General features: G+C 64.9%; 19 protein-coding genes and 1 pseudogene. 11 read left to right on the forward strand and 9 right to left on the reverse strand.

From position 1 onward, the window contains the following. The first annotated feature begins 3 nt into the window (after positions 1-3). Positions 4-498: a YkgJ family cysteine cluster protein gene (locus ACW17U_RS04130; protein ID WP_492054957.1), complete on the forward strand. Its 495-nt coding sequence runs from the start codon at positions 4-6 to the stop codon at positions 496-498. On the opposite strand, the gene ACW17U_RS04135 is transcribed toward ACW17U_RS04130, so the two are convergent. Next, the gene (locus ACW17U_RS04135; protein WP_492054958.1) at positions 495-1,058 is read right to left on the reverse strand and encodes a hypothetical protein; all 564 of its coding nucleotides are present in this window, start codon (positions 1,056-1,058) and stop codon (positions 495-497) included. The two genes, ACW17U_RS04130 and ACW17U_RS04135, sit on opposite strands and share 4 nt — an antisense overlap. 144 nt (positions 1,059-1,202) lie before the next feature. On the opposite strand from ACW17U_RS04135, the gene ACW17U_RS04140 reads away from it, so the two are divergent. The 7 genes from ACW17U_RS04140 (at position 1,203) to ACW17U_RS04170 (ending at position 7,952) form a co-directional block, all read left to right on the forward strand. After that, positions 1,203-2,318, forward strand: a complete 1,116-nt coding sequence (locus tag ACW17U_RS04140; RefSeq protein WP_492054959.1) for an acyl-CoA dehydrogenase family protein — start codon at positions 1,203-1,205, stop codon at positions 2,316-2,318. Positions 2,319-2,331: 13 nt separating this feature from the next. Continuing rightward, positions 2,332-3,555, forward strand: a complete 1,224-nt coding sequence (locus ACW17U_RS04145) for an acyl-CoA dehydrogenase family protein (protein WP_492054960.1) — start codon at positions 2,332-2,334, stop codon at positions 3,553-3,555. A 285-nt stretch (positions 3,556-3,840) separates the two neighbouring features. After that, the gene (locus ACW17U_RS04150; protein WP_492054961.1) at positions 3,841-5,352 is read left to right on the forward strand and encodes a tetratricopeptide repeat protein; all 1,512 of its coding nucleotides are present in this window, start codon (positions 3,841-3,843) and stop codon (positions 5,350-5,352) included. Continuing rightward, positions 5,349-6,743 carry a right-handed parallel beta-helix repeat-containing protein gene (locus ACW17U_RS04155; RefSeq protein WP_492054962.1) on the forward strand — a complete coding sequence of 465 codons (1,395 nt, stop codon included), beginning with the start codon at positions 5,349-5,351 and terminating at the stop codon, positions 6,741-6,743. Before ACW17U_RS04150 ends, ACW17U_RS04155 begins: the two co-directional genes overlap by 4 nt. Continuing rightward, positions 6,740-7,351 (forward strand): hypothetical protein, encoded by a 612-nt coding sequence (locus ACW17U_RS04160; protein ID WP_062147827.1) that lies wholly within the window; start codon positions 6,740-6,742, stop codon positions 7,349-7,351. The genes ACW17U_RS04155 and ACW17U_RS04160 overlap by 4 nt, the downstream gene beginning before the upstream one ends. Further along, a complete protein-coding gene (locus tag ACW17U_RS04165) occupies positions 7,345-7,512 on the forward strand; it encodes a hypothetical protein (RefSeq protein WP_492054963.1) in 168 nt (55 codons plus the stop codon). Before ACW17U_RS04160 ends, ACW17U_RS04165 begins: the two co-directional genes overlap by 7 nt. Next, a complete protein-coding gene (locus tag ACW17U_RS04170; protein WP_492054964.1) occupies positions 7,512-7,952 on the forward strand; it encodes a YybH family protein in 441 nt (146 codons plus the stop codon). Before ACW17U_RS04165 ends, ACW17U_RS04170 begins: the two co-directional genes overlap by 1 nt. Here the strand turns inward: ACW17U_RS04170 and ACW17U_RS04175 are convergent. The 6 genes and pseudogenes from ACW17U_RS04175 to ACW17U_RS04200 form a co-directional block, all read right to left on the reverse strand. Beyond that, a pseudogene (locus ACW17U_RS04175) lies at positions 7,949-9,509 on the reverse strand (amidase). The gene ACW17U_RS04170 and the pseudogene ACW17U_RS04175 sit on opposite strands and share 4 nt — an antisense overlap. A gap of 39 nt (positions 9,510-9,548) precedes the next feature. Further along, positions 9,549-10,331 (reverse strand): thioesterase family protein, encoded by a 783-nt coding sequence (locus ACW17U_RS04180; RefSeq protein WP_492054965.1) that lies wholly within the window; start codon positions 10,329-10,331, stop codon positions 9,549-9,551. 138 nt (positions 10,332-10,469) lie between these two features. After that, complete coding sequence (locus ACW17U_RS04185; RefSeq protein ID WP_492054966.1) at positions 10,470-10,676, reverse strand: hypothetical protein; 207 nt, start codon at positions 10,674-10,676, stop codon at positions 10,470-10,472. 136 nt (positions 10,677-10,812) lie between these two features. After that, positions 10,813-13,026: a S9 family peptidase gene (locus tag ACW17U_RS04190; RefSeq protein WP_492054967.1), complete on the reverse strand. Its 2,214-nt coding sequence runs from the start codon at positions 13,024-13,026 to the stop codon at positions 10,813-10,815. Positions 13,027-13,211: 185 nt separating this feature from the next. Next, complete coding sequence (locus ACW17U_RS04195; RefSeq protein ID WP_492054968.1) at positions 13,212-14,324, reverse strand: alkaline phosphatase D family protein; 1,113 nt, start codon at positions 14,322-14,324, stop codon at positions 13,212-13,214. Positions 14,325-14,413: 89 nt separating this feature from the next. Continuing rightward, on the reverse strand, positions 14,414-16,705 hold the full coding sequence (locus ACW17U_RS04200; RefSeq protein WP_492054969.1) for a TonB-dependent receptor: 2,292 nt from the start codon (positions 16,703-16,705) through the stop codon (positions 14,414-14,416). Between the two features lie 229 nt (positions 16,706-16,934). On the opposite strand from ACW17U_RS04200, the gene ettA reads away from it, so the two are divergent. Together ettA and ACW17U_RS04210 are read left to right on the forward strand one after the other, a co-directional pair. Further along, positions 16,935-18,602, forward strand: coding sequence for an energy-dependent translational throttle protein EttA (gene ettA / locus ACW17U_RS04205; RefSeq protein WP_062147807.1), 1,668 nt, complete (start codon positions 16,935-16,937; stop codon positions 18,600-18,602). Positions 18,603-18,887: 285 nt separating this feature from the next. After that, positions 18,888-21,842 (forward strand): calcium-binding protein, encoded by a 2,955-nt coding sequence (locus ACW17U_RS04210; RefSeq protein WP_492054970.1) that lies wholly within the window; start codon positions 18,888-18,890, stop codon positions 21,840-21,842. Between the two features lie 70 nt (positions 21,843-21,912). On the opposite strand, the gene ACW17U_RS04215 is transcribed toward ACW17U_RS04210, so the two are convergent. Continuing rightward, complete coding sequence (locus ACW17U_RS04215) at positions 21,913-22,728, reverse strand: sulfotransferase family 2 domain-containing protein (RefSeq protein ID WP_492054971.1); 816 nt, start codon at positions 22,726-22,728, stop codon at positions 21,913-21,915. A 270-nt stretch (positions 22,729-22,998) separates the two neighbouring features. Between ACW17U_RS04215 and ACW17U_RS04220 the strand changes: the two genes are divergently transcribed. After that, the gene (locus ACW17U_RS04220; RefSeq protein ID WP_492054972.1) at positions 22,999-23,955 is read left to right on the forward strand and encodes a 2-hydroxyacid dehydrogenase; all 957 of its coding nucleotides are present in this window, start codon (positions 22,999-23,001) and stop codon (positions 23,953-23,955) included. On the opposite strand, the gene ACW17U_RS04225 is transcribed toward ACW17U_RS04220, so the two are convergent. Beyond that, positions 23,952-24,206, reverse strand: a complete 255-nt coding sequence (locus ACW17U_RS04225; protein WP_062151626.1) for a carboxymuconolactone decarboxylase family protein — start codon at positions 24,204-24,206, stop codon at positions 23,952-23,954. The two genes, ACW17U_RS04220 and ACW17U_RS04225, sit on opposite strands and share 4 nt — an antisense overlap. Positions 24,207-24,213 lie beyond the last annotated feature (7 nt).

A 24,213-nucleotide genomic window follows, 5' to 3' on the forward strand; every position in this document is an offset into this window, starting at 1 on the left:
AGCATGGCGGAGCGGGAATGCGGCGCGTGCGGCCAGTGCTGCAAGCTGATCGGCGTCCGTGAACTGGAAAAGGCACCGCACGTCTGGTGCCGCTACTTCCGCCGCGGCAAGGGTTGCGGGGTCTATGCCGTCCGCCCTGCTGGCTGCGGTGAGTTTGCCTGCGACTGGCTGCTGGATGAGCGGCTCGGCGACGACTGGCGCCCCGACCGCTGCGGCTTCGTCCTGCATGCGGGCGAGGGGGGACGGATCGTCAATGTTGAGCTCGATCCTGCCCAGCCCAATGCCTGGCGACGCGCGCCCTATGAAGCGGTGTTGCGGGGCTGGGCTGCCGAGGGTGCAAACGAGGGCATGGAGGTCCTGATCTGGATCGGACGCCGCTGCCTGCGACTTTTGCCCGGTGGCGGCGAGGTTGATCAGGGCGTGGTCCGGCCGGCCCTGGAGTTTGCCGCCCATGATCGGCTTCGTCGTCCGGGTTCCGGCCGGGACTGGCCGGTCTAGTCTTCGATACGGCTGGCGGTCTCGGCTGCCGCCGGGACCTCATGCAGATAGCGTTCAATGGCCGAGGCCTGCTGGGCCAGGGCGGTCAGGGCCGGCGGCGCATCCTCCGGGTGATCGGCCACCAGTTCGAGGATCTGGCGGGCCATGGCCTGTAGACGCGGGGCGCAGGCGATCAGCCGGGCCTGATATTCGATCTTGCGCGGATCGCGATCATATTCTGCGCCCGGCGTCCGCCAGCCGCCCCAGTCGTTAGGATCTGTGACCACGACTGGATAGGTGCCGGGGTAGGGATGATGCGGGCAATCGCTTTCCTGCTGCCATTTGTTTCGGGCTCTGAGCACCCGCCAGTTAGCGAGCATGCCGGTGCCTTCGGCATCCACCCTGTCTTCGGGCTTCAGTTCATGGGCGTGAAATTCGCGACCCAGGCCAACGTCATAGGTGACCCGCACCGGCTCGTCGAAGCCCTTGGCCCAGATCGGCACGATACGCTCGATGGTAGCCCAGGCGCCGACGCTCTCGACCCAGACCTTCTGGTTGCGCTGATAGACGGTCTTGGCCATGGCCCCGTGGACGCGACGTGAACTGAACGCTGACCATAAGAACCTGAAATTCTTGACGCCGGGTCAATCTTTCCCTGCAGCGAAAGGTCAGTCAGGGTGTTTTCCAAAGCGCCGATCCAAAGCGGCGCACAGGGAGGCCACCGCGTGGATTTCGACTTTTCCGACGACCAGAAGTTCCTGAAGGACGAGGCTCGTAAGTTCCTTGACGGGCGGTGCGGCCCGGCCGTCGTGCGCGGCGTCCTGGATGACCCCGCCCGGTCTTTTGACAAAGACCTCTGGGCCGCTGTCGCCGAGCAGGGCTGGCTGGGGGCCTGTATCCCCGAAGAGTTCAACGGTCTGGGTCTGGGCCGGGTCGAGCTGTGCGCCATTGCCGAGGAACTGGGCCGCGCTGTCGCGCCGATCCCGTTCGCCTCGACGGTCTATTTCCTGGCCGAAGGCGTGATGCTGGCCGGTAGCCAGGATCAGAAGGCCGGCATCCTGCCGCGCATTGCCGCCGGCGAACTGATCGGCTGCCTGGCCACCTCCGAAGGCCCGGGCGTCGTCAATGCTTCGAACCTCGCCTGCCGCGTTGAGGGCGGCAAGCTGACGGGGGTCAAGATCCCGGTCACTGACGGTGATGTCGCCGATATGGCCCTGGTGCTGGCCAGCGAGGCCGGAAAGGCGGGGCTCTATCTGGTCGATCTGACGGCCAAGGGCGTTTCGCGCGAGACGCTCAAGAGCCTCGACCCGACCCGTAGTGTGGCCAAGCTGACCTTCGACGGCGTCGCCGCCGAACGGATCGGCGAAGCCGGTGCGGGCTTCGACCTCGTCCAGGCGATCATGGACCGCGCTGCCGTGCTTCTGGCCTTCGAGCAACTGGGCGGATCCGACAAGTGCCTGGAGATGGCCAAGGACTATGCTTTGGGTCGCTATGCCTTTGGTCGTGTCATCGCCGGCTATCAGGCGATCAAGCACAAGCTGGCCGACATGTACGTCAAGAACGAGGTGGCCCGCTCCAACGCCTATTACGGGGCCTGGGCCCTGAACGTCGACGCGCCGGAACTGCCCATTGCGGCCTCCGCCGCTCGTATCGCCGCATCGGACGCCTTCTGGTTCTCCAGCAAGGAAAGCATCCAGGTCCATGGCGGCATGGGCTTCACCTGGGACGTTGACTGCCACCTTTATTACCGGCGCTCGCGCCAGCTCAGCCTCGTGGCCGGCGCGCCGCGGGTCTGGAAGGAACGGCTGGTCAGCCAGCTCGAACAGAAGAACGCGGCTTAAGGGAACGACGAACATGGATTTCAACGATTCACCCGAAGAAGCCGCCTATCGCGAAAAGGCCCGCGCCTGGCTGGCTGAGAACGCCGCGGCCCATCGCGCCCAGTTCGGCGATGTGAAAGCCAATACGCCCGAGCACATGGCGGCCGCCAAGGCCTGGCAGGCCCGCAAGGCCGGTGCCGGCTATGCTTGCATCACCTGGCCGGCGGCCATCGGCGGGGGCGGCGGCACGCCGATCCAGTCGGTGATCTTCGGTCAGGAGGAAACCAAGGCGGGGCTCTCCTACGGCTATTTCACCATTGGTCTGGGCATGTGCGTGCCGACCGTCATGGCCTTCTCCAACACGGAGACCAAGCAACGCTTCGTCTCTCCGGCCGTGAAGGGCGAGGAGATCTGGTGCCAGCTGTTCTCCGAACCGGCCGGCGGCTCCGACGTCGCGGCCCTGCGCACCCGCGCCATCAAGGATGGCGACGAGTGGGTGATCAATGGCCAGAAGGTCTGGACCACCGGGGCCCACTACTGCGACTACGGCATCCTGCTGACCCGGACCGATCCCGACGTGCCCAAGCACAAGGGTCTGACCATGTTCTGGATCGACATGCGCGATGCCGCCGTTGAGTGCCGGCCGATCCACCAGATGTCGGGCGGCCGCGAGTTCAACGAGGTCTATTTCACCGACCTGCGCGTCAAGGACAGCCAGCGGCTGGGCGAGGTCGGTGACGGATGGAAGGTGGCCCTGGTCACCCTGATGAACGAACGTCTGGCTGTGGGCGGCTCGTCGGGTCCCAACTATCGCGAGATCATGGGCCTGGCCCGCGAACTCACCGGGGCCACCGGCCCGGCCATCAAGGACAATGCGTTCCGCGAGAAGCTGGCCGACTGGTACGTGCAATCCGAGGGCCTGAAGTTCACTCGCTTCCGGACCATGACCGCCCTGTCGCGCGGCCAGACGCCCGGTCCGGAAAGCTCGATCGGCAAGATCATCGCCGCCAACCAGATGCAGGAACTGGCCAATACGGCCGTCGAGATGGAAGACCAGTACGGCATCCTGGTCGATCCCGCTCAGGCCCCGGCAGAAGCGGCTTTCCAGCAGAGCCTGATGTGGGCTCCGGGCCTGCGAATCGCCGGCGGCACCGACGAGATCCTCAAGAACATCATCGCCGAACGCGTTCTGGGCCTGCCCGGTGATGTCCGCGTCGACAAGGATGTGGCCTTCAAGGACATGCCGACCGGCCGCTAGGTCCTTCAGGCCTGATCAGGGGCTCGCCGCGCTCGAAAACCGGGCGCGGCGAGCCTGTTTCAGGGCATGACCAAATTCGCTTCGCGGTTGCGTCCGTCACGGATTCGCGATCTTGCGCCGTGTCGAATCCCGCCTGTGTTTGCTGAATTCCCCTGAGGCGCGAATAGTCGCGCAGGCGTGTCAACACGCCGCTAGGCGAACGCTGTTGCTTCACCTTGACAGCCTGCGACACCGGGCACATGAGTCCTTGATGGTTATGGTTAACAGCGTGCTGGAGGGGGAGTGATGCACGAAGCCAGCGATGCTGTTTCGCGCTATTCCGCGCTCCGAAAAGCCCTGACCGGGGCACTTTCTGGTCGGGAGGCTCTGATCCGGCGCATCCCGGTTGGGGCCTTGGTCGCCGCTGTAGTGATTCCCCTGGTCGGCTGTGATGTTGGGCCCAGTTCCTGGTTCCAGCGTCGCGCCAGTGCCTGTCCGCGGCCCCAGGCCGCACAGGGCGTGTCAGGTCAGTTCAATCAGCAGCAGCAGGAGATCCGGGCGCTTCGCCAAGGGGGCTTCCGTGGGGACTTTTTCGCCCAGCTGGAGTTGGCCCGCCGCTACGAAGGCCAGCGCGCCGTCGACAAGAATCTCGAGGATCCGGTCGAGGCGGCCACCTGGTACGCCATGGCCCTGGCCAATGCCGGCGGCTATGCGCCGATTGCAGCCTATGAGCGGCGCGCCAAGGGCGACGGCAAGGCCCTGTCGCGGTTTGACGATTGCCGGGCCTTCGAGCGCCAGAGCGCCTATGGGGCCCTGGACAGGCTGCTGTCGCGGATGTCGACGGAAGAGCGCGAGAAGGTCCGCAATCGCGTGATCTACGTGCTGTCCAGCCAGGGCGCGGACGGCTATCGCGTGCTGGCGCGCATCCATGACGCCTTCTTCGGTCCCTATGGCGAGCCGTCCGACAATCTGCAGGCCGTTGAGGCCTATGGCAGCCAGAAGCGGGCCGGAACGCCGGCTGCCCTGGACCTGTTCCGCCGCAACGACGTCGACGCCTATCTCTACAACTATCTGGCCGTGCAGACGGGCGACGTCTCGGCCTATGTGATGCTCAAGGATTTCGAGCGCTCCTCGCCGCAGCGGGCCTCCTACGGGGCCTTCGTCGAGACAAAAGCCAAGCGCTGGATCCCGCCCTACGAATTCTATCCGCCCGAGTCGCCAGAATCCGGCGTGCCCCATTCTGACGAGGCCGATCAGTCGGGCGAAGCCCGCGAAGCGGCCCAGATGCGGCTGGCGGATCTGCCCTTCGTTCACATCGGCGAGGCCCTGGCCTATCTGCGGGTGATCTCGGCACCGATCCTCGACGAGAAGCTGCTGCCGTCCAGCGACGTCCAGACCTTCCAGGCGATGCTTGGCCGCCCCGTTACGGGTCGCCTCAGCGCGATCGAAAAGGTGCGGGCCGTTCAGTACGCAGCCGTCAATGGCTCGTCCAAGGCCCAGCTCGTGCTGGCCGTGATGTACTCCGAGGGCGTCGGCGTGCCGCGCGATTATGCCCGTGCCTATCACTGGTACGAGGAAGCCGAGCGTCAGGGGTCGGCGGAAGCCAAGTACGCCATGTCGACCTTCTTCTCGCTCGGCCTGCAGGGCGTTGCAGACCAGGATCGTGCCCGGGCTGTGGTCTATCAGCTGGACGGGGCCCTGGCCGGCTTCAAGCCGTCTGTCTGGCGCCTGCAACAGCTGCTCGCCCAGGTCTCGCGTCCGCCCAGACCCGCCGCTGAGCGCGGGGGACGGCCTTACATCGAAAGGGACTATCGATGAGCCGCCTGAGCCGCTTCCTGGCCCTTCTGGCTGTGCTGTCGCTCGGCCTCGCCGCCGCGCCTGCCGTGGCCCTGGCCTCGCCGGATGCCAAGGTCGACCAGCAGATCCGCCCCTGTTTTGGCCTCCTGCTGGACCCCAATCTGTCCAAGGGCTGCCGTACAGCCTATCGACCCAAGGTCAGGCCGTGCCCGCGCGGTTCCATCAGCGTGCGCGGCCGTTGCCAGTCCGCCCAGCCTGTCGTGCGTCGCGACATTGATTGCGACTACGCCTATCCGGGTCAGGTCAGCGATACACTCTCCCGCCTCTATGACGGCGACGTCCTGACGCTGACCTCGACGGAGGGCGGGGCCTGCGTCGAGACGCTGAACATCACCCAGTCGGTCACCATCGTCGTGCGCGACTATACGCCTTCGCGTGGCCGCCCGATCCTCGTGGCCCCGGCCGGCCAGCCCTGTATCCGCATCGCGCCCGGCGTGGGCTATGTGGTGCTCGAAGGACTGGGTATCGATGCCCTGCGGGCCGGCAAGGCGTCCTGCATCACCGGCCGCGCCACCGAACTGGCCCTGAAGGGCGTCACGGTGCGCTATGACGGCGAGGGCTCGGCCCTGGACGTCGAGGACAGCCGGATCGAGCTGCAGGATACCGCCTTTATCGGCCGGACCCGTCAGCCTGTGGTCAAGGCCACCGGTGAGATCATGGCGTCCAATGTCGAGATCGCTGCGACGGCCATCGGCGGAGCGTTTGAGACCTCGGGCGACAGTCGCCTGCGGGATATCCGCATCGTTCGGCTGGGCGACTGGACCGGTTCGGCCCGCACCCGCAATTCCGCCGGCTTTGTCATTGCCGGTATGAATCGCCAGCAGCTGGTGAAGATCGAGGGCCTCTACGTCGACGGCTTCTCGCGCGGCATCTATGTCGGTGGCGGCGATGAAACCACCCTGCTCAATCCTGTCGTCCGCGACAGCGACTGGGCGGTCGTGCTGGAGAATGCCAATCTGCAGATCCGCGGCGGCGATCTGGAGGCCATCGATGTGGGCATCTACGCCGCCTCGGGGATTGTCTTCGCCTCGAACAACCGGATCCATCGCGTCATGCGCTCGGGCATCTATGCCGATGCCGGTGGCCAGGTTCGCTCGGTCGACAACCGCGTCTTCGCCCGTCCAGGGGGCTGCGAGGCCCTGGTCAAGGGGCACTTCAATGGCGAACTGACCTGCCGCCCTTGGTACGAGGCTCCGGAAGTCTTCCGCACGCCGCGTGACCAGGCCCGCCTCGACTTTGACTCGTACTGGCCGGCTCCAAACATATTGCCGGCCTCGGCGACATCGGCTCCGCCTCAGCTGTCGCAGGACGCTCTGGCGGGCGGTTCTCAATCAGGGGGAGCCCCCAAATGAGCAAGCTTGTCCATCTCGTCACCGTTGCCCTGACGGTCTCCGCGTCCCTGGCTGCGACCCAGGTCCAGGCCCAGAGCACCCGCGGGGGCGGGAGCCGATCCGCTGCCTGTGGTGAGCCGCTGAGCGGCCAGGCACCGGACATCATGACCTATGACAGCGCGACCGGGACCCAGATCTTTGTCGGCGGCGGACGCGGCGATACCGAGGTTTCGGCCTATAATGCCCAGACCCGCTCGGCAGCGGCCCTCAGTGGCGATCTCAGCCGGCCTGGTCTGGTAGCGTCCTGTGCCGTCGATGGCTTCACCCGGGAATCCTACGGTGTCACGCCGGACGGCAAGGGCAAGATCTCGGTCAGCGGCCGCGATGAGCGCGGTGAGCGCTGGGCTTTCACCCGGGCTGATGGTCAGGTCGAGGTCTGGGATCCGCGCGTCGACAATCACTGCTTCAAGTCAGGCCTCGGTATCTTCACGCCGGCCGGCAATCTGGGTGTGGCTGTAGCCAATCCGCCCGGTGCCTTGGGCATTGGCGTCGCGCTCGGCGATCGCTTCGGCGGGGTCGGGGTCGGAGCCAACCGCAATTTCGCCGGTGTGGGTCTGGTGGGATGCTGAGATCAGGCCTGATCCTGACCCTGGCCATCGCGACCCTTTGCGGCTGTGCGAAACCACCACAGCAGAGACCCTATATGGGGCCACCCGCCCCCAATGCGCCGTCGCCGGACCGGGTCACGCCGCCGCCGCCACCGATCGACGTCATTCGCCCGCGCGTCTGATGCGCCGCCTCCTGCTGACCCTGGCTCTGCTGGCTGCGCCGACGTTTGCCTGGGCCGTCGAGTCTTCACCGCAGCAACGGGCTGTCGAGGCCGTGATGGCGGACAGCGCCAAGGGCTGGAACGCTGGCGACGTTGTCCGCTTCATGGCCGCCTATTCAGAGGCACCGGAAACCAGCTTCGTCACCGAAGAAGGCCTGGTTCGCGGCAAGGCGGCGATGATCGCCCGCTATAATGCCAAGTACAATCTCGCCGATCCGGCCAAGCGCGGCGTGCTGAGTTTCCAGTCCGTCGACTTCCGCCTGCTGGATGCGACTCACGCCCTCTATATCGGCCAGTGGGCCCTGACCTATCCCGATGGGACATCGGCCAAAGGCTATACCAGTCTGGTCATGGCGCTGGAGAAGGACGGTTGGCGGATCGTTGCCGACCATAGCTCCTAAGGGGCTATGGTCGTCTTGAAGGTCGGGGCCTTGCGCCTCATCGTGGCTTGCTCATAGGCATAGCCCAGGTTCAGCAGAAGCTTCTCGCTCCAGGCCGGGCCGATGAACGAAAGCCCGACCGGCAGGCCTGTGACATCTCCCATAGGCACGGTCAGGTGCGGATAGCCGGCGACGGCGGGCAGGGTGGTAGAGGAGCCGCCATAATTGTCACCATTCAGGGGATCAATGGTCCAGGCCGGTCCGGTTGTCGGGGCCACGATGGCGACCGCACCCGTGTCCTTCAGGATCTTGTCGATACCCTCGGGACCGGCCAGCCGCCGGGCGTCTGCGGCAGCCTTGATATAGTCGGGGTCATCATAGCCCTTGGTTTTTTCGGCCCGCTCAAAGCTCTCCTGGCCAAACCACTCGAACTCCTTGGGGGTCGCCTTGTTGAAGGCGATCACGTCGGCCAGGGTACGGGTCTTGACCTTGGCGGGATCTGTCGAGGCCAGATAGGAGGCCAGATCGACCTTCAGTTCGGTATAAAGCACCACCCCCTCGGCCCGGCCGATCGGGCCCTCGTCAAATTCCTTCACCTCGACCAGGGTCGCGCCCTGGGCTGCGAGGTCTTTCAGGGCCTGCTCGAACACGGCGTCGGTCTTGGGCGAGTAGCCGGTATAGAAGCGCGCCACCGCCAGGGTTACGCCCTTCAGGGCGTCCTTGCTGAGGCCCTTGGCATAGTCGGTCTTGTGGCTGTCGGCGGCCTTGGTCGCCCCATCCGCAGGGTCAGAGCCGGCGATGGCGGTCAGGATCTCGGCGGCGTCCCGGACCGTGGTGGTCATGGGGCCGGCCGTGTCCTGGCTGTGGCTGATCGGGATGATGTGGGTGCGAGAGACCAGGCCGACAGTGGGCTTGAGGCCCACCAGACCATTGATCGCCGCCGGGCAGGTGATCGAGCCGTCGGTCTCGGTGCCGATGGCCGCCCAGGCCAGGCCGGCTGCGACCGCCGCGCCCGAACCGCTGGACGAGCCGCAGGCGCTGCGATCCAGGACATAGGGATTGCGCACCGTGCCGCCGACGGCGCTCCAGCCGCTGATTGAGTTGTTCGAGCGGATATTGGCCCATTCGGACAGATTGGCCTTGCCCAGGATCACAGCCCCTGCCTCGCGCAGCCCCTTGACCAGGGGCGCGTCGCGGCCGGTGACATTGTCCTTCAGGGCCAGGGATCCCGCTGTGGTAGCCAGGGGCTCGGCGGACTCGATATTGTCCTTCAGCAGGATGGGCAGACCATGGATGGCCGAACGGACCTTGCCGGCCTTGCGTTCGGCGTCGCGAGCCTTGGCATCGGTCAGGGCGGCCGGGTTGACCGCGATAACCGCGCGCAGGAGGTCGTTCTTGGCCTTGATCTGAGCCAGATAGGCCTGGGTCGCCTGTTCTGAGGTCGCCGGCGAGGCTTGGGCAGCGGCGCTGGTGGACAGCAGGGCGACGACGGCCGCTCCGGCCAGGCAGGCGATCTTGGTCATTGGCAGCTTCCCCACACGAGTCGACATCAGTGGTCGGTCGGATGCGGCGGAGGATGACGGCAAAAGGCCGTCGCCGCCAAGTCCATCCTCGGCCTTAAACAAAAACGGCCACGTTCTGGCGCGCGGCGATCAGCGGACGTCCGCCCTGGTCCCACAGCATCATGTCCTGGGTGGAATAGCCGTCGCCGATGGTCTCGGCCGTGCTGCGCAGCAGCCGCCAGCCGTCATCGTCCTCAGCGGGCAGGCCGACGACATCCAGTGACCAGGTCATGGTCGAGATCGGACCGAACTTCGGAAACAGGGCCATGGCCGGGGGCGGTGGTGTGTCGGCCAGGGCAATGAGCGCCGCCAGGGAGCGTGCGGCCGGGTCGCGGTGGCGGATCCACAACAGATACTCCGGAGGCTGGCCGGACAGGGGCCGCGTGCCGCCGGCCATCCGCACTTCGAACTGGCCCGAAAAGCCAGGCCCTGAACCCGGCGGGAAGAAGAATTCACAGTCGGCCGGCGGGGCGACGACGGGGCAGGGCAGGTTGCTGTGCGCCACCAGCGACTCCCGCGCCGCGCCGAAGGTCAGGATGGCGCGGGTGGCCAGGCCCTGCTCGCCCACCAGATCGACGCCGACGAATAGGGTCGACTTGCCCTGGCGCAGCACCTTGGTCTCGATGGCCAGCTCTCCGGCTGCCGGACCGATGAAGGCGAACTGTCCCGAGCGCAGGGGTGGGGCGTCGGGCAGGGCGCGAAGCGCCGCTTCCAGGCAAAGCGCTGCGGAGAGACCGCCATAGGTGGTACGGCCCTGCTTCCAGTCGTCGGTAACATGTGCCCCGTGGCCGGTGGCGGTTGCCGTCATGCCGGCAATGAGATCGGTATAGGTGGTCACGCGCGTGTCCTATGGAGCCTGCGCGGAGGTTCGTTTTCTTTCGCTACGGAAGTCAAGCCGGGATCGCCACTGGTCGTGGCAGACGACCGGCGAGCCTTACGCCGTGGCGCTGTAGCCGCCTTTCGACGGCCGCACAGGTCAGTGCCGAGTGGACGCCGCGCTCATCCAGGCCCCCAGAGTGCGAGTTTCTCGGGCGTCGCGCTCTTCTTCCAGCGACATTTCCCCAAGCATGATCGCGGCCAGCAGCCAGTCCTCGAGGTCCGAGGCCGAGGCGCGCCCATCCCGGAGCGCGTCCTTGACGGCATGGATCAGCCATTCGACAGCTTCGTCAGTGGGATTGGTCATGGCGCAGTCCTCAGTTCAGCGCTGACCAGAATAGAAACTGCTTCGGCCGTTCGGCCCGCGACAAAGTGACGAGACCGGCGCGCAATTTGACGCAGGCCCTTCGCGGCGCGAACGCCGAAAAGGGCCTGGTCCCGGGCTAGTGCCCCTTGAGCTTGCGATTGAAGAACTCGAGATGGGTCTTCAGGACGCTGAGGCCCTTGGTCTTGCTGCCGGGCGCGCTGTGGCGCTCACCAGGATAGAGGGCCATCTCAAACGGGATGGCTTTCTTCTGCAGGGCCGCGATCAGGCGGGTGCTGTTCTCGAAGATCACATTGTCATCGGCCATGCCGTGCAGCAGCAGCAGGCTGCCGGGCTTCATCCTGTCCAGACGGTTCAGGATATCCGATCGCGCATAGCCTTCCTTGTTCTCCTCCGGCTTGCCCATGTAGCGCTCGGTATAGGCGGTGTCGTAGAGGCCCCATTCGGTCGGCGGCGCACCACCGGCACCGGCCTTGAACGGCGTATTCTCGGCCGTCAGCATCATCAGAGTCATGAAGCCGCCATAGGACCAGCCCATCACGCCCAACTTGTCGGCGTCGACATAGGGTAGGGATTTCAGATAGTTGGCACCAACAATCTGATCATCTACCTCAACCGTGCCCATGCGGCGGTCCAGGGCGCGCTTGAACTTGGCCGAGCGGTTGGAGCTGCCGCGGTTGTCCAGCTTGAAGATCAGATAGCCGGCCTCGAGATAGGTGCGCTCGCTGGCGCTCTGCCAGGTCTTGCTGACCCGCTGGGCGTGCGGGCCGCCATAGACCGAGACGATGGCCGGATACTTTTTCGCCGGATCGAAGTCGGAGGGCTTCAGGATCGAATAGTGCAGGACCTCGCCATCGGCGGCTTGCAGCGTGCCGTAGTCCGGTGTGGTCAGGGTCGAGGCATAGGGCCAGTAGGGGTGACCCTCAGCGAGGCGGTTCTCCTCAATCCAGCGCACCCGCTTGCCGTCGGGCGCATAGAGGCCGGTCTGGGGCGGGGTCTTGGGATCGCTGTACGAACCGGCAAAGGCTCCGTTGCTGGCGACCTTGGCGCTCCACCAGCCTCCGGCGGGCGTCAGGGCCTTGGGCTTGCCGGGCTTGGCATAGGATACCTCATAGAGGCGACGTTCGATCGGCGTCTCGATGGACGCCCCGAAGATCACCACCTTGCGGGCCTCGTCGACGCCCTCGACCCGGTCCATGGGCCAGTCGCCCTTGGTGATCTGGGCGATCAGCTTGCCGTCGGCAGCATGCCGATAGAGGTGGTTGAAGCCCGACTTTTCCGAGGACCACAGGAAGCTTCCGTCGGCCAGGGGGCGGAAGTCCTCATGCACCTCGATGAAGTTGCGGTCGGTCTCGGTCAGGATCGTCTTGCCCAAGCCGGTCGTCGGGTCGAAGGCGATGATGTCGAGGGTCTTCTGGTCACGCGACAGGCGCTGGACGTAGAGGGTCTTGCCATTGGCCGACCAGTCGACGCGGGCGACATAGATGTCCTTGTTGCTGCCGAGATCCAGCGGCACGACCTGGCCGGTGGCCATGTTGCGGACGAACAGGTCAACCACGGCATTGGGGCGGCCGGCCCGGGGATAGCGCTGCAGGACCACCGTGGCCCCGCCGGGGCCGATGTCGGCGCGCGGCACGATGTCGACGCCGCTTTCATCGACCCGGGTATAGGCGATGTGGCTCTCGCTGGGCGACCACCAGTAGCCGCTGAACCGGTCCAGCTCTTCCTGGGCGATGAACTCGGCGACGCCGAACGACAGGGCGTCCCTGCCGTCCGTCGTCAGGGCCTTTTCGGGACCGCCGTCGACCGGTTTCACATAGAGGTTCTGGTCGCGGACAAAGGAAACAAACCCGCCCAGCGGCGAGACCTTGGCGTCGACCTCGTCACCGGGGGTCTCGGTCAGACGGCTGACCTTGCCGTCTGCAACGCTGTCCAGATAGAGGTCGCCGTCCAGCGGGACCAGGATGAAGCGGCCCTGGCTGTCCCAGCTGTATTCGACAATGCCGCGCGACGAGACGCGGGCCCGTTCGCGACGGGCTTTCTCGGCTTCCGACAGTTCCTTGGCCCCGGAGGACAGGCTGGCCGAGTCGATCAGGCGATAGGGCTCGCCGCCGGCCACGTCGGCCGCCCACAGGTCCTGAACATTGGCCGCCTCGGCCTTGGCTTTCAGATAGGTGACGCGCTTGCCGTCCGGCGAGAGGGACACGCCGCGGGCCGTAGGGCCTGTTAGGCTTGGATCGGCGAAAATCCGCTCAGGGGTGAGCTTTTCCGCCAGAGCGGGCGAAGTCAGGGCGAGGCACGCCGCAAGGGCGGTAAGCGAGGGTCTGATCATGGCGCGGGACGCTAGAGCGGGCCCGCGAGCTTGTCAGCAGGGAAAAGTTTGATGGGCGGTCGGAAGTCCTCCCCCGAAAGGGGGAGGTGGCCGCAGGCCGGTAGGGGAAGACAGCATTGAGTCTGCAGTCACTTCCCCCTCCGATCGCTTCGCGATCGCCTCCCCTTTCGGGGGGAGGACTTGCTTCACCCGACCCTAAGCGTCCCCGTATCCACCACCTGCGAGATTTTCACCGCGCCCTTCTCGTCATGGATCTTCAGCGTGACCCTGGGCGCTGCGCCGCTCCAGTCGATCTCGATCATGCCGAAGTTGCGTTCGCGGACCACGGGAGAGACCCGCAAGGCATTGGGCGGCGTGACCGGCCACACCTCGGTCAGGCCCGAGGAGGTGATGTCCCAGATCGGATAGGGCACATTGGCGTCCAGTCGCGAGACCTCGGCATAGTGGGTGTCGCCGCTGATGCAGATCAGGCGCTCGGCCTTCTGGCGGCGGATGGCTTCGAACAGGCGCTGATGGTCGCGGGCATAGTTGATCCAGCCCTCCCAACCGGCGAAATCGGCCAGGACCTGCAGGCTCGAGCCAAAAAGGCGCAGATCGGCGGGCTGGGCCAACTGTTGCTCCAGCCAGGACCACTGCGGCTCACCGATCATGGTCGCGGTCAGGTCAGGGATGCGATCATAGGGGCCGGGAGTCTCCTTGCCGGAAAGGCCGCGGGCCGTGGCCCAGGTCTTGTAGCCGCCGGGGAAGGACTTCTCGACCAGGGGCGTGCGGTTCCAGCGCAGGTCGGGGAGGATGATCTGCACTCTTTGGCCGGCCGGACCAAACACATAGGCCGCATAGACGCCGTCTCGCGTGCGACGGACGGAGTCCGCAGGCTCGCCCCAGAAGTCGCAGAACTGGCGGCGGCTTTCGGCCTTCATGGGATAGTCGGCCCCGGCGTCGTTCTCGCCAAAGTCATGATCGTCCCAGATGGCGATCACAGGGAGGGAGTCGCGCAGACGCTTGAAGTGCGGCTTGGCCGCCAGGGTCGCATACTTGGCCGCCATCACCTTGGGATCGCGGGTGTCGGCATAGATGTTGTCGCCCAGGAAGACGAACAGATCAGGCTTGGCCGCGAAGATGGCGTCCCAGATCGGCTGGTCCTTGTCCTGCTTGGCGCAGGAGCCGAAGGCGATCCTGGTCAGGGCCTTGTTGAGCGACGGGTGCGGCGCGTCGACCACGGCTGCCTGGGCAGCGGGCGCAACGGCCAGGGCAGCGGCCGAAAGGCCCAGGGCTGAACGGCGGGACAGGTCGGTCATGGGCAGGCCTCTGGCGGTCAAGGGGACAAACTAGAACGACAAAGGGCCGGGAGTCGCCTCCCGGCCCGATGCCTGGACATCAAGAGGGCTTAGAACGCCTTCTTGATCGAGACGAAGAACTGACGCGGGGGTGCGGTCAGGACGGTCTGGCCCGTACCGGCGGCGTCATTGTTCAGGAAGCCACCCGAACCGATGGTCGAGATATAGTCCTCGTCGGTCAGGTTGGTGATGTTGGCCTGGATTTCCAGACCCTTGCCCCAGGTCTCGCCGTCGAAGCGATAGCCCAGCGTCAGGTCGGCGACGGTGGTGCTGTCCACCTGACCACCGATGTTCTCGTAGGTGTAGTAACGCTCGCCGGTATAGGCGACGCCCAGCTTGCTGTAGAAGCCGGCCAGTTCGAACTTCACTTCGCCCTTGAAGATGTTCTTGGGCGTATTGACCACTTCCTTGCCGGCGGTGCGGGCGACGACGACGCCCGAGCCGTTGAGGACGTTATCCTGGTATTCGGACTGGTTGTAGGTGTAGGCACCGTAGAGCGACCAGTTGTCGGTCAGCTTGTATTCGCCGGCCAGTTCGATGCCGTTGGTCTCGACGCCGCCGACGTTCGACAGAACGGCGGGCAGCCCCAGGATCGGTGCCGCGGTGCTGGCGGCCAGCAGGCGGTTCTCGAAGGTCACGTGATAGAGGGCCGCAACGCCCTGGAAGCGTTCATTACGATAACGGGCACCCAGTTCCACGGTCTTGGAGGTTTCAGGCTCCAGGGTCTTGGTGATGTAGTCGACTGCGGCCTGGTTCTGCGAAGCGAAGGGGCCCGAGGTGGCTGCCGAGACATAGGCTGCCATGTTTTCGGTGTAGCCGCCGAAGACTTCCAGGTCCGGCGTGGCCTTGTAGACAAACCCGACCTGCGGGAGGAACGAGTTCTGCGACTCGATCTCGCCGGCCAGCGGGTTGCCGGCGATGCGCTGCACCGTGTTGGTCACTTCCATGGCCTTGAAGCCGAAATTGACCTTCAGGGCGTCATTGACGGTCCAGGTGTCTTCGATGTGGGCGACCAGGGTGTCGGTGACGAAGCGGTACTGCCACTGGGTGAAGAAGGGGTTCTCCTGGAAGTCCAGCGGATCGCGCGACGGGGCGGCGGCCGTTTCGGCATAGAAGCGACGCGCCTGATTGAAGGTGTTCTTCTCACCCCAGAAGCCGACGCCCACTTCGTGCGAACCCAGTTCGAAGGTGAGGCCGCCGGTCACGCCCTTGCGGTCGATGTCATACTCGGTGGTGCGGATCGACAGCGGGGCAGCGGTCGAACCGACGGTGCCGAAGCCCGGGCTCGGAACGTAAGGCGTGTACCACAGGCCCTGGCCCTGGTTGGCATGGCCATAGGCGGCCAGGTCAAGCTTGGCGGTCTCGCCGAGCGGCAGCTTAAGGGCCAGGCCGTAGAGCTCGTCATCGCGAACGCCGGCACCCGAATAGTAGGCGTCGTCAACGGTCTTGAACGGGGCGGGCAGGGCCGTCCCGGTCAGATAGGCGCGACCGGCGGCCACAGCCAGGTTCCAGTTGGGCTGGGTGTTGTCCCAGTTGCGGCCGAGACGCTTGATCATCTCGAACGACAGGTCCTGGTAGTCCTGCTCGCGGCGCTGCGAGCCGTTGTAGAAGGCCGTCAGGCTGCCGTTTTCGCCCAGCGGCAGCACGGCCTTCAGGTCGTACTGGAACTGGCGCTGCTCGCCGCCGCCCTTCCACTTCTCGGTCTCTTGGCTGACGATCGAGGCGTAGCCGCGCAGGCCGCCCAGTTGCTCGATGGAGCCGCTGTCGAGGCGGCCGAACACACGGTACATGCCTTCCGAGCCGCCCGTCGCGTTCAGCTGGCCACCAAAGTCCTTCGACGGATCGCGCGAGAAGAACTGCAGCGTGCCGCCGAGGTTGCTGGTCGAAGCGGTGGCGAGCGCGCCGGCACCCTGGGCCAGCTCAACGCGGCCGATGTTTTCGTTGGTGATGGCGCGGCTGATGTGCAGGCCGTTGTGGTTGCCATAGCTCATGTCGCCGAGCGGCACGCCGTCGAGGGTGAAGCCCAGCTGGTTCTGGTTGAAGCCGCGGATCGAGATGCGGGTCGACCACTCATAGGAGCCGAAGGCGTCGGCCGACTGGAAGGTCACGCCGGGCAGCTTGTCGATGGCCTTGAGCGGGCTGGTGCCGGCGGCTTCCAGCGAAATGGCTTCGTCCTTCAGGGTCTGAACCTGGCGGCTCTGGCCCTGACCAATGACGATGACGGCGTCCACGGCGGTGGTGTCGGCGGCCTCGGTCGGCGCCGGCTCGGCTGCCAGGGCGGGCGCGGCGGCCAGCAGCAGGAGGGCGGCCGAAGCGGCACCCAGCATCAGATGGTTTTTCATGATCTATCCCCATGCCCGGTCGCGCGGGGAGCACGCCGGTTCTGCGGCCCGGGTAACAGCGCTGCGCGACGCCAAGGCGACGGTTGGATGTCGACTCTCCGACAGTCCTAAGACGGAACCGTGAAGCTGACTTTGGGGCAGCTGAGCGCGCCGACATTGCGCAAACCGCCCCCGACGGCTATTTCAGCGCCCGTCCTCCCCCGAACTATGACAGCGAGATCAACGCCCGATGGCCCAGCAGTACATTTTCCAGATGCAAGGCCTGACCAAGGCGTTCCCGGGCGGCAAGAAGGTGTTCGAGAACATCTGGCTGTCCTTCTATTCCGACGCCAAGATCGGCGTCGTCGGCGTCAACGGCTCGGGCAAGTCGACCCTGCTGAAGATCATGGCCGGCCTGGATGACCAGTTCTCGGGCGAGGCCAAGGCCGCTGACGGCATCCGCCGGGGCTATCTGCCCCAGGAGCCGGTTCTGGATCCGACCAAGGACGTCTGGGGCAATGTCATCGCCGACTGCGAGGACAAGCTGATCTTCGACCGCTACAACGAATGCGCAAACAAGCTCGGCGAGGACTATTCCGACGAGCTGATGGAAGAGATGACCAAACTCCAGGAGGTCATCGACGCCCGCGACCTGTGGGACATCGACTCCAAGGTCGAGATGGCCATCGACGCCCTGCGTTGCCCGCCCAACGACGCCAATATCGATAGCCTTTCGGGTGGTGAAAAGCGCCGGATCGCCCTGGCGCGCCTGCTGCTCAGCAAGCCCGACATCATGCTGCTCGACGAACCGACCAACCACCTGGACGCCGAGTCGGTGGCCTGGCTGCAGCATCACCTGGAAAACTTCCCGGGCTGCGTGATCCTCGTCACCCACGATCGCTACTTCCTGGACCAGGTCACCAAGTGGACCCTGGAACTCGATCGCGGCAAGGGCATCCCCTATGAGGGCAACTATTCCGGCTGGCTGGAACAGAAGCAGAAGCGGGTCGTGCAGGAGCAGTCCGAGTCCGAGTCCCGCCAGCGCGCCCTGACCCGCGAACTGGAATGGGTCCGCAGCTCGCCGAAGGCGCGTCAGTCCAAGTCCAAGGCCCGTCTGGCGTCGTACGAGGAAATGGTCGCCGCCCAGGAAAACGCCCGGGCTGCCCAAACCCATGCCCATATCCAGATCCCGCCCGGTCCGCGTCTGGGCAATGTGGTGCTGGAAGTCACTGGTCTGGAAAAGGAATATGGCGACAAGGTCCTGTTCAAGGACCTGTCCTTCAAGCTGCCGCCCAACGGCATCGTCGGCGTCATCGGCCCGAACGGTGCCGGCAAGTCGACCCTTTTCAAGCTGATCACCGGCCGCGAGCAACCCGATGCCGGCACGGTCAAGGTCGGCGAGACGGTCAAGCTGTCCTATGTCGACCAGTCGCGCGATGCGCTCGATCCCAACAAGACCATCTGGCAGGAAGTCTCGGGCGGCACCGACGTGATGATCGTCGGCAAGCGCGAGATCAACAGCCGCGCCTATGTCGGCAGCTTCAATTTCAAGGGCGCTGACCAGCAGAAGAAGGTCGGCCTGCTGTCGGGCGGTGAGCGCAACCGCGTCCACCTGGCCAAGACCCTGGCGACCGGCGGCAACCTGCTGCTGCTCGACGAACCGACCAACGACCTGGATATCGAAACCCTGCAGGCCCTCGAAGAGGCCCTGGAAGAGTTCGCCGGCTGCGCCGTGGTCATCTCCCACGATCGCTGGTTCCTCGACCGCCTGGCCACCCACATCCTGGCCTTCGAGGGCGACAGCCACGTCGAATGGTTCGAGGGCAACTTCGAGATGTACGAAGAAGACAAGAAGCGCCGCCTGGGCGCGGACAGCCTGATCCCGAAGCGCATCAAGTTCCAGAAGTTCGCGCGGTAGAGGCGACTTTCCAAGGCTGACAACAAGCGGGGCGGCCTTCTGGGGTCGCCCCGCTTTCGTTTGAAGCCAGAGTCTCGGCGTGTTGCGGCGCGGTTCGCGGATCGGGGGAAATCGGCTTCCGTTCAACCGGAGATTGGCTTAGTCTCTGTCTGGGCATCGGGGATGGGGACTAAACGCTTGAGTACACAGCCAGCTGGCGCTGTCCGAAATTTTGTTACGGGCAGCCTGAGAGACGTCGTTCTCAGCCCGAATGCCAAGACGGCCTACGTTTCCAGCGCGGATGGCATGGTCACCGGCTACGATCTGGAGACGGGCGCGGTAACTGGAAGCTGGGCCGTCGGCGTCAAGCTGGGCGGCATGGACGTGTCGCCTGACGGCCGGTTCCTGTTGGCGGCCGAGATGGACGCTACCGGCCAGTACGTCAACGGCGTCTATACCGGGTCGCTTACCGTTCATCGTGTCGACCTCATCACCGGCGTGGTGCAGGATTTCAACACGCCGTCGCCCGGGGCCGCGCCCGCCTATGATGTGGCGTTCCTGTCCAATGGAAAGGCACTAATTACCCAGGGATATTCCACCAACGGGCAGAGTTATCTCACCTCTCTGGACTTGAATAGCGGCTCGTACGAACAGTCCAAGACTTCATATCTTTGGGGTTCTACAGTCGTATCGTCCGAAGATTATTCTACGGCTATAGTAAATCCAGAAATGAGTTCATTATCTGGATTCATGTTTGCATACAAATCGACAATTCAGCCTGCTTCCTATTGGTACGGGGGTTATGGTGATGATGTAGGCGGCAAGATCGCTCTATCTTTTGATGGAACGATGGCGGTTTTGAATACTGATTTGTACAATATTAGCCTCAAAAGGCGACAAAGTTTCGAGGTGGGCGGAGATCAGTGGGTGAATCCAGGCGGGGCGGCATTCGCTCCCGATGGTAAGTCGTTCTTTTTCCTGGACCACACTACGAACACTATCTTCGAGTTTTCCACGTCTACATTGATCATGCAGCGGGCATTTTCGTCGGCAAGCGGGATCGCGAACAACACACCTGGCGGCGCCTTCGGCGACACTTTGTCGGTTTCGTCCGACGGACGTTATCTGGTCGTCATGGGGCAGGCGCTCCAGGTGATCGATCTTCAGAAGGCCGTTGCCGATGGCGGCACCGGCTATGCCGACAGTCTCGTTGGCGGTGCCGGAGACGATGTGCTCCAGGGCTATCTGGGCGGCGACCTCCTCGAAGGCGGCGCGGGTGCCGATACGTTGCGCGGCGGCTATGACGACGACACCCTCGTGGGCGGAGCCGGCAACGACTATCTGCACGGCGGCAGTGGAACCGACACGGTCGACTACAGCAACGCCAAGGCAGGGATCGTCGTCAGCACGCCCGCCTACGGAACAAGGACCGCCCTGGGCGACGGCGTCGACACGCTCGTGAGCATCGAAAACATCAGGGGTGGCAGTTTCGCCGACCTGATTGTTGGAACGAGCGGCGCGGACAGACTGGAGGGAGGCGAGGGTGCCGACACCCTTCGAGGGGGCGACGGCGGCGACACATTGCAGGGCGGCGCTTTCGACGACCTCATCAGCGGTGATGGGGGCGACGACGTCCTGGACGGTGGGGCCGGAAGTCTGGACGTTGTGTCTTACGAGTCCGCGACTGCGGGCGTCACCATCGATCTTGCGAGGGTCGGCGTGCAGGACACGCGCGGTGCCGGTCTCGACAGCCTACTCAACTTCGAAGGCTTTAGAGGGTCGTCATACGGTGACAGTGTTGTCGCCGGTGCCGGCAATGACCTGCTGGACGGTGGCGCGGGCGGCGACACACTGTCCGGCGGCGAGGGCTCCGACACCCTGGTCGGCGGTTTGGGCGACGACACCCTCGATGGCCAGGGCGGGACGAGTGATTGGGCCGACTACGGCGCAGCGACGTCGGCGGTGACGGTCAATCTTTCGCTCATTGGTGGCCAGAACACTCTTGGTGATGGTGCCGATCAACTGGTCAACATCGAAAATCTCTCTGGCTCGGCCTTCGCGGACTTCTTGCTCGGTGATGCTGGATCTAACGTTCTGGACGGCAGCGCTGGTAACGACACCCTGTCCGGAGGCGCGGGCGATGATCGGCTCATTGGTGGCACCGGCTTCGACACGGCGTCTTATGAGGCGGCGGCGACGGGCGTAACCATTGATCTGGCGATACAGGGTGCCCAAGACACGCGCAGCGAAGGTTTCGACACCTTGGTCGGGATCGAAGCGGCGAGGGGGTCGCGCTTCGCCGATAACTTGAAGGGTGATGCGTTGGCCAACTCGCTGAACGGCGGCGATGGGGACGACGCTCTGGATGGTGGTGACGGGCAGGACACTTTGTCGGGTGGAAGCGGCGCGGACACGATTTTGGGCGGGGCCGGAAATGATCTCTTATTGAGTGAAGGCGGCGGGGATGCTCTGGACGGGGGTGGGGGTTTCGACACCGCGTCCTATGAGATGGCTGCTTCGGGCGTCTGGATCGACCTGTCTCTGAAGGCGATGCTAGATGCGAACGGCCTTGGGCTCGCCACGCTGGTCAATATCGAGGCGCTGAAAGGATCCGCGTTCGGCGATAGATTGTTCGGTGACGTTGAAGCGAATGCGCTTGCCGGTGGAAACGGTGCTGACTTCATCGACGGTGGAGACGGTAACGACACTATGCTCGGTGAGGCGGGTGACGACATCCTCTGGGGCGGCGGCGGGCGCGACAGCGTCGTCGGCGGCGCTGGTTTCGACCAGATCAACGGCAATGTCGGCGACGACACGGCACGTGGCGGCGAGGGCAATGACTGGGTCGTCGGCGGCAAGGACCAGGATCTGCTCTATGGCGAAACTGGCGACGACGTCGTCTACGGCAACCTCGGCAATGATACCTGCTATGGCGGTGAGGGTTCCGACTGGGTGCGGGGCGGGCAGGGGGATGACGTCATCGACGGCGGGAGCGGCAATGACTGGATGGCCGGCGACCGGGGCAACGACACCGTCTCGGGCGGCGCGGGTGCCGACAAGTTCTACTTCTTTGCCGGCGCGGCCGTAGACCGGGTGACCGACTTCTCCAGCGCCGCAGGCGATCGGGTGCTGCTGGATGCCGGTCAGGCCTATACCCTGAGCTACACCGCCGAGGGCGTGGTGATCGATCTTGGCGGCGGGGACCAGATGATCCTCGTCGGCGTTAGCCAGGCCAGCCTTGGCGACTGGCTGGGGATCTGAGGCGCGGGACGGCGAAGATCGCTGTCACAGTTCTGGCGGCGCTCCACGCCTCGCTGCAACCAAACTTGGGCTAGGCTCTTGAGGCCGCCGGCAGGGCTGCCAGGAGATGGCGTCGACCGGCTTCGTAGACGGCATATTCGAGGGCAAAGGCGTCGCGATGCGCCGTCTGCCATTCGCTGTAGGTCTCCGTTGGGTCGCCGCTGCGATGGGCGTCATCGGCCCGATTGACATGGATGATCGCCTGCGGGGCCGGGAAGCCCAGAGCCTTGGCCAGGACCCGCACCGAGGCGTCATAGGCCTCGAGAATCCCCACAGCGATATAGCCACGGTCGAAGGCTCTGTCGGCATTGTCCGGGGTGACCTGCCACGGCAACTGGGCGAGGAATGAAAACGGATCTTCGCCCTCATTGGCAGCCCTGGCCCTGCGGTCGAACCATTGGCCAAAGGTGGGATTGTCGTCGAGTGCGGGAACGGGCACTCCGCTCCGACGCTGAAAATGCAGGTAGCGCCATTGGGAGACGAACCGGGAAAAGGGGTCCCGCAGGAAGGTGATGAACTGCTGGGCATCAGGGTAGTAGGCGAGGGCCCCGATGCCGCGCACACGGTTGAAATGGCCGTGGACACAGGCTCGCGCGCCTATGCCGGTGTGCCTCACGGGGTCCGCATCCGCGTCGCGATAGTGGAGGCGCAGGCCGTCCTCACCAAACCAGGTTTTGAGGGTGGTGCAAAAGCTGGTGCCCGCGGTCTTGGGAACGTGCAGGGAGATCAGGAGCTTTGACGGATCATAGGCCTGTTTGGCCGAGGGGCGTGATCCAGCCTGGGGGGCTTCCACCCGGCTGATCTGTTCGAACGTGCTGGAGGTCATTTGGTGCATGAGCAGGTCCATGACGAGCGCTCCTGCCGATTCACACCTAAAGCAGTGCGACGGCTTCCTTGCCTCTAACAACGCGTAACTGTGTGGGTTCCGTCGTTTTGGCCCCGCCGTGACAATTCGGATTCAGGACAGTCAAAACACCCGGCGGCCAGTACTGGGATTAACTATGCGTAGTCGGTGCTGGCGCAGCGCGGCAACTGCGGTAGCTTGTCGCACAAGATGAAGAATCCTGCGGGTGACGGGTGCCGTACAGCCTGAACCGGACCGGGATGGAGAACTCGTATGCCGCAATCCGCCGACAAGCCGCACATCCTGATCTCTCATGAGATGCTCCTGCCGCTGCAGCCCTTGCTGGAGGGGAGCTATACGGTTCATCGGTTCTGGGAGTTTCCCGATCCGCTGGTCTTTCTGCAGGGGCCAGGGCAGTCCGTGCGGGCCATCGTCCATGCCGGCGAGATGGCCCTGGGCAAGGATCTGCTCTCTGAGATGCCACAACTGGGCCTGATCGCCTGTGTCAGTGTCGGCTATGACGGCGTCGACGTGCCCTGGTGCAAGGGCCGCGGCATTTCCGTGACCCACTCCACCGGCCTCAATGCCGGCGACGTCGCCGATCATGCCGTGGGTCTGATGCTGGCGGCCTGGCGCGGCATCGTCGAGGGCGAGAACCGCCTGCGGGCCGGGCGATGGACCCATGCCGAACGGATGGCCCCCCGTCACGGCCTGCGCGGGCGCAAGGTGGGTATCGTCGGCCTGGGCCATATTGGTGAGGCGGTGGCGCGCCGGGTCGAGGCCTTCGAGATGAAGGTCGCCTGGTGGGCACCGCGTCCCAAGGAAACCGACCGGCCGCGCGCTGAAAGCCTCTTGGCCCTGGCGCGCGACAGCGATGTCCTGATGGTTTGTGCCCGGCCCGATGACACCAATCGACACATGATAAATCAGGCGGTGATCGAAGCCCTTGGCCCTCAGGGCCTGCTGGTCAATGTGGCGCGTGGATCGCTCGTCGACGAAGACGCACTTATCGCAGCCCTGAAGGATGGACGGCTCGGCATGGCGGCGCTGGATGTCTTCGAGCAGGAACCGACACCGGCGGACCGCTGGGTCGGGGTCCCCCATACGGTTCTGACGCCGCATCTGGCCGGCGCGACGCTCGACAGTATTCCGGCCATGGTCGGGCTGACGCTGGAAAACCTGCGCTGCTATTTCAACGGTGAGCCCCTGGCTTCGCCGGTTGGGAGCTAGGGTTTGGGAAACGGTGCAGCGAACGGTTCGGGTTCTAGGCGCAGGCCGTTCACCAGCAGGCTGACCGTCCGGTAGAAGCCGGCCAGCATCATCAGTTCGATCCGCGCCGCCTCGTCGAAGACTTCGGCGAGGCGCGCCCAGAGGTCATCGTCGATATCGGCCCGGGCGTTGACGGCGTCGCAGAAGCTGATCAGCAGCGCCTCGTGCGGCGACCAGCAGTCGGCGATCCCCGGCGCGGCGGTAGCCGCCAGCCGCGTC

This window comes from Caulobacter sp. AVps16 (assembly GCF_058681455.1).

Coding starts and splice junctions, on each gene's coding strand:
- ACW17U_RS04130 (WP_492054957.1), top strand. CDS start 4: ATGGCGGAGCGGGAATGCGGCGCGTGCGGCCAGTGCTGCAAGCTGATC.
- ACW17U_RS04135 (WP_492054958.1), bottom strand. CDS start 1,058: ATGGCCAAGACCGTCTATCAGCGCAACCAGAAGGTCTGGGTCGAGAGC.
- ACW17U_RS04145 (WP_492054960.1), top strand. CDS start 2,332: ATGGATTTCAACGATTCACCCGAAGAAGCCGCCTATCGCGAAAAGGCC.
- ACW17U_RS04150 (WP_492054961.1), top strand. CDS start 3,841: ATGCACGAAGCCAGCGATGCTGTTTCGCGCTATTCCGCGCTCCGAAAA.
- ACW17U_RS04155 (WP_492054962.1), top strand. CDS start 5,349: ATGAGCCGCCTGAGCCGCTTCCTGGCCCTTCTGGCTGTGCTGTCGCTC.
- ACW17U_RS04160 (WP_062147827.1), top strand. CDS start 6,740: ATGAGCAAGCTTGTCCATCTCGTCACCGTTGCCCTGACGGTCTCCGCG.
- ACW17U_RS04165 (WP_492054963.1), top strand. CDS start 7,345: ATGCTGAGATCAGGCCTGATCCTGACCCTGGCCATCGCGACCCTTTGC.
- ACW17U_RS04170 (WP_492054964.1), top strand. CDS start 7,512: ATGCGCCGCCTCCTGCTGACCCTGGCTCTGCTGGCTGCGCCGACGTTT.
- ACW17U_RS04185 (WP_492054966.1), bottom strand. CDS start 10,676: ATGACCAATCCCACTGACGAAGCTGTCGAATGGCTGATCCATGCCGTC.
- ACW17U_RS04190 (WP_492054967.1), bottom strand. CDS start 13,026: ATGATCAGACCCTCGCTTACCGCCCTTGCGGCGTGCCTCGCCCTGACT.
- ACW17U_RS04195 (WP_492054968.1), bottom strand. CDS start 14,324: ATGACCGACCTGTCCCGCCGTTCAGCCCTGGGCCTTTCGGCCGCTGCC.
- ACW17U_RS04200 (WP_492054969.1), bottom strand. CDS start 16,705: ATGAAAAACCATCTGATGCTGGGTGCCGCTTCGGCCGCCCTCCTGCTG.
- ettA (WP_062147807.1), top strand. CDS start 16,935: ATGGCCCAGCAGTACATTTTCCAGATGCAAGGCCTGACCAAGGCGTTC.
- ACW17U_RS04210 (WP_492054970.1), top strand. CDS start 18,888: ATGGTCACCGGCTACGATCTGGAGACGGGCGCGGTAACTGGAAGCTGG.
- ACW17U_RS04215 (WP_492054971.1), bottom strand. CDS start 22,728: ATGGACCTGCTCATGCACCAAATGACCTCCAGCACGTTCGAACAGATC.
- ACW17U_RS04220 (WP_492054972.1), top strand. CDS start 22,999: ATGCCGCAATCCGCCGACAAGCCGCACATCCTGATCTCTCATGAGATG.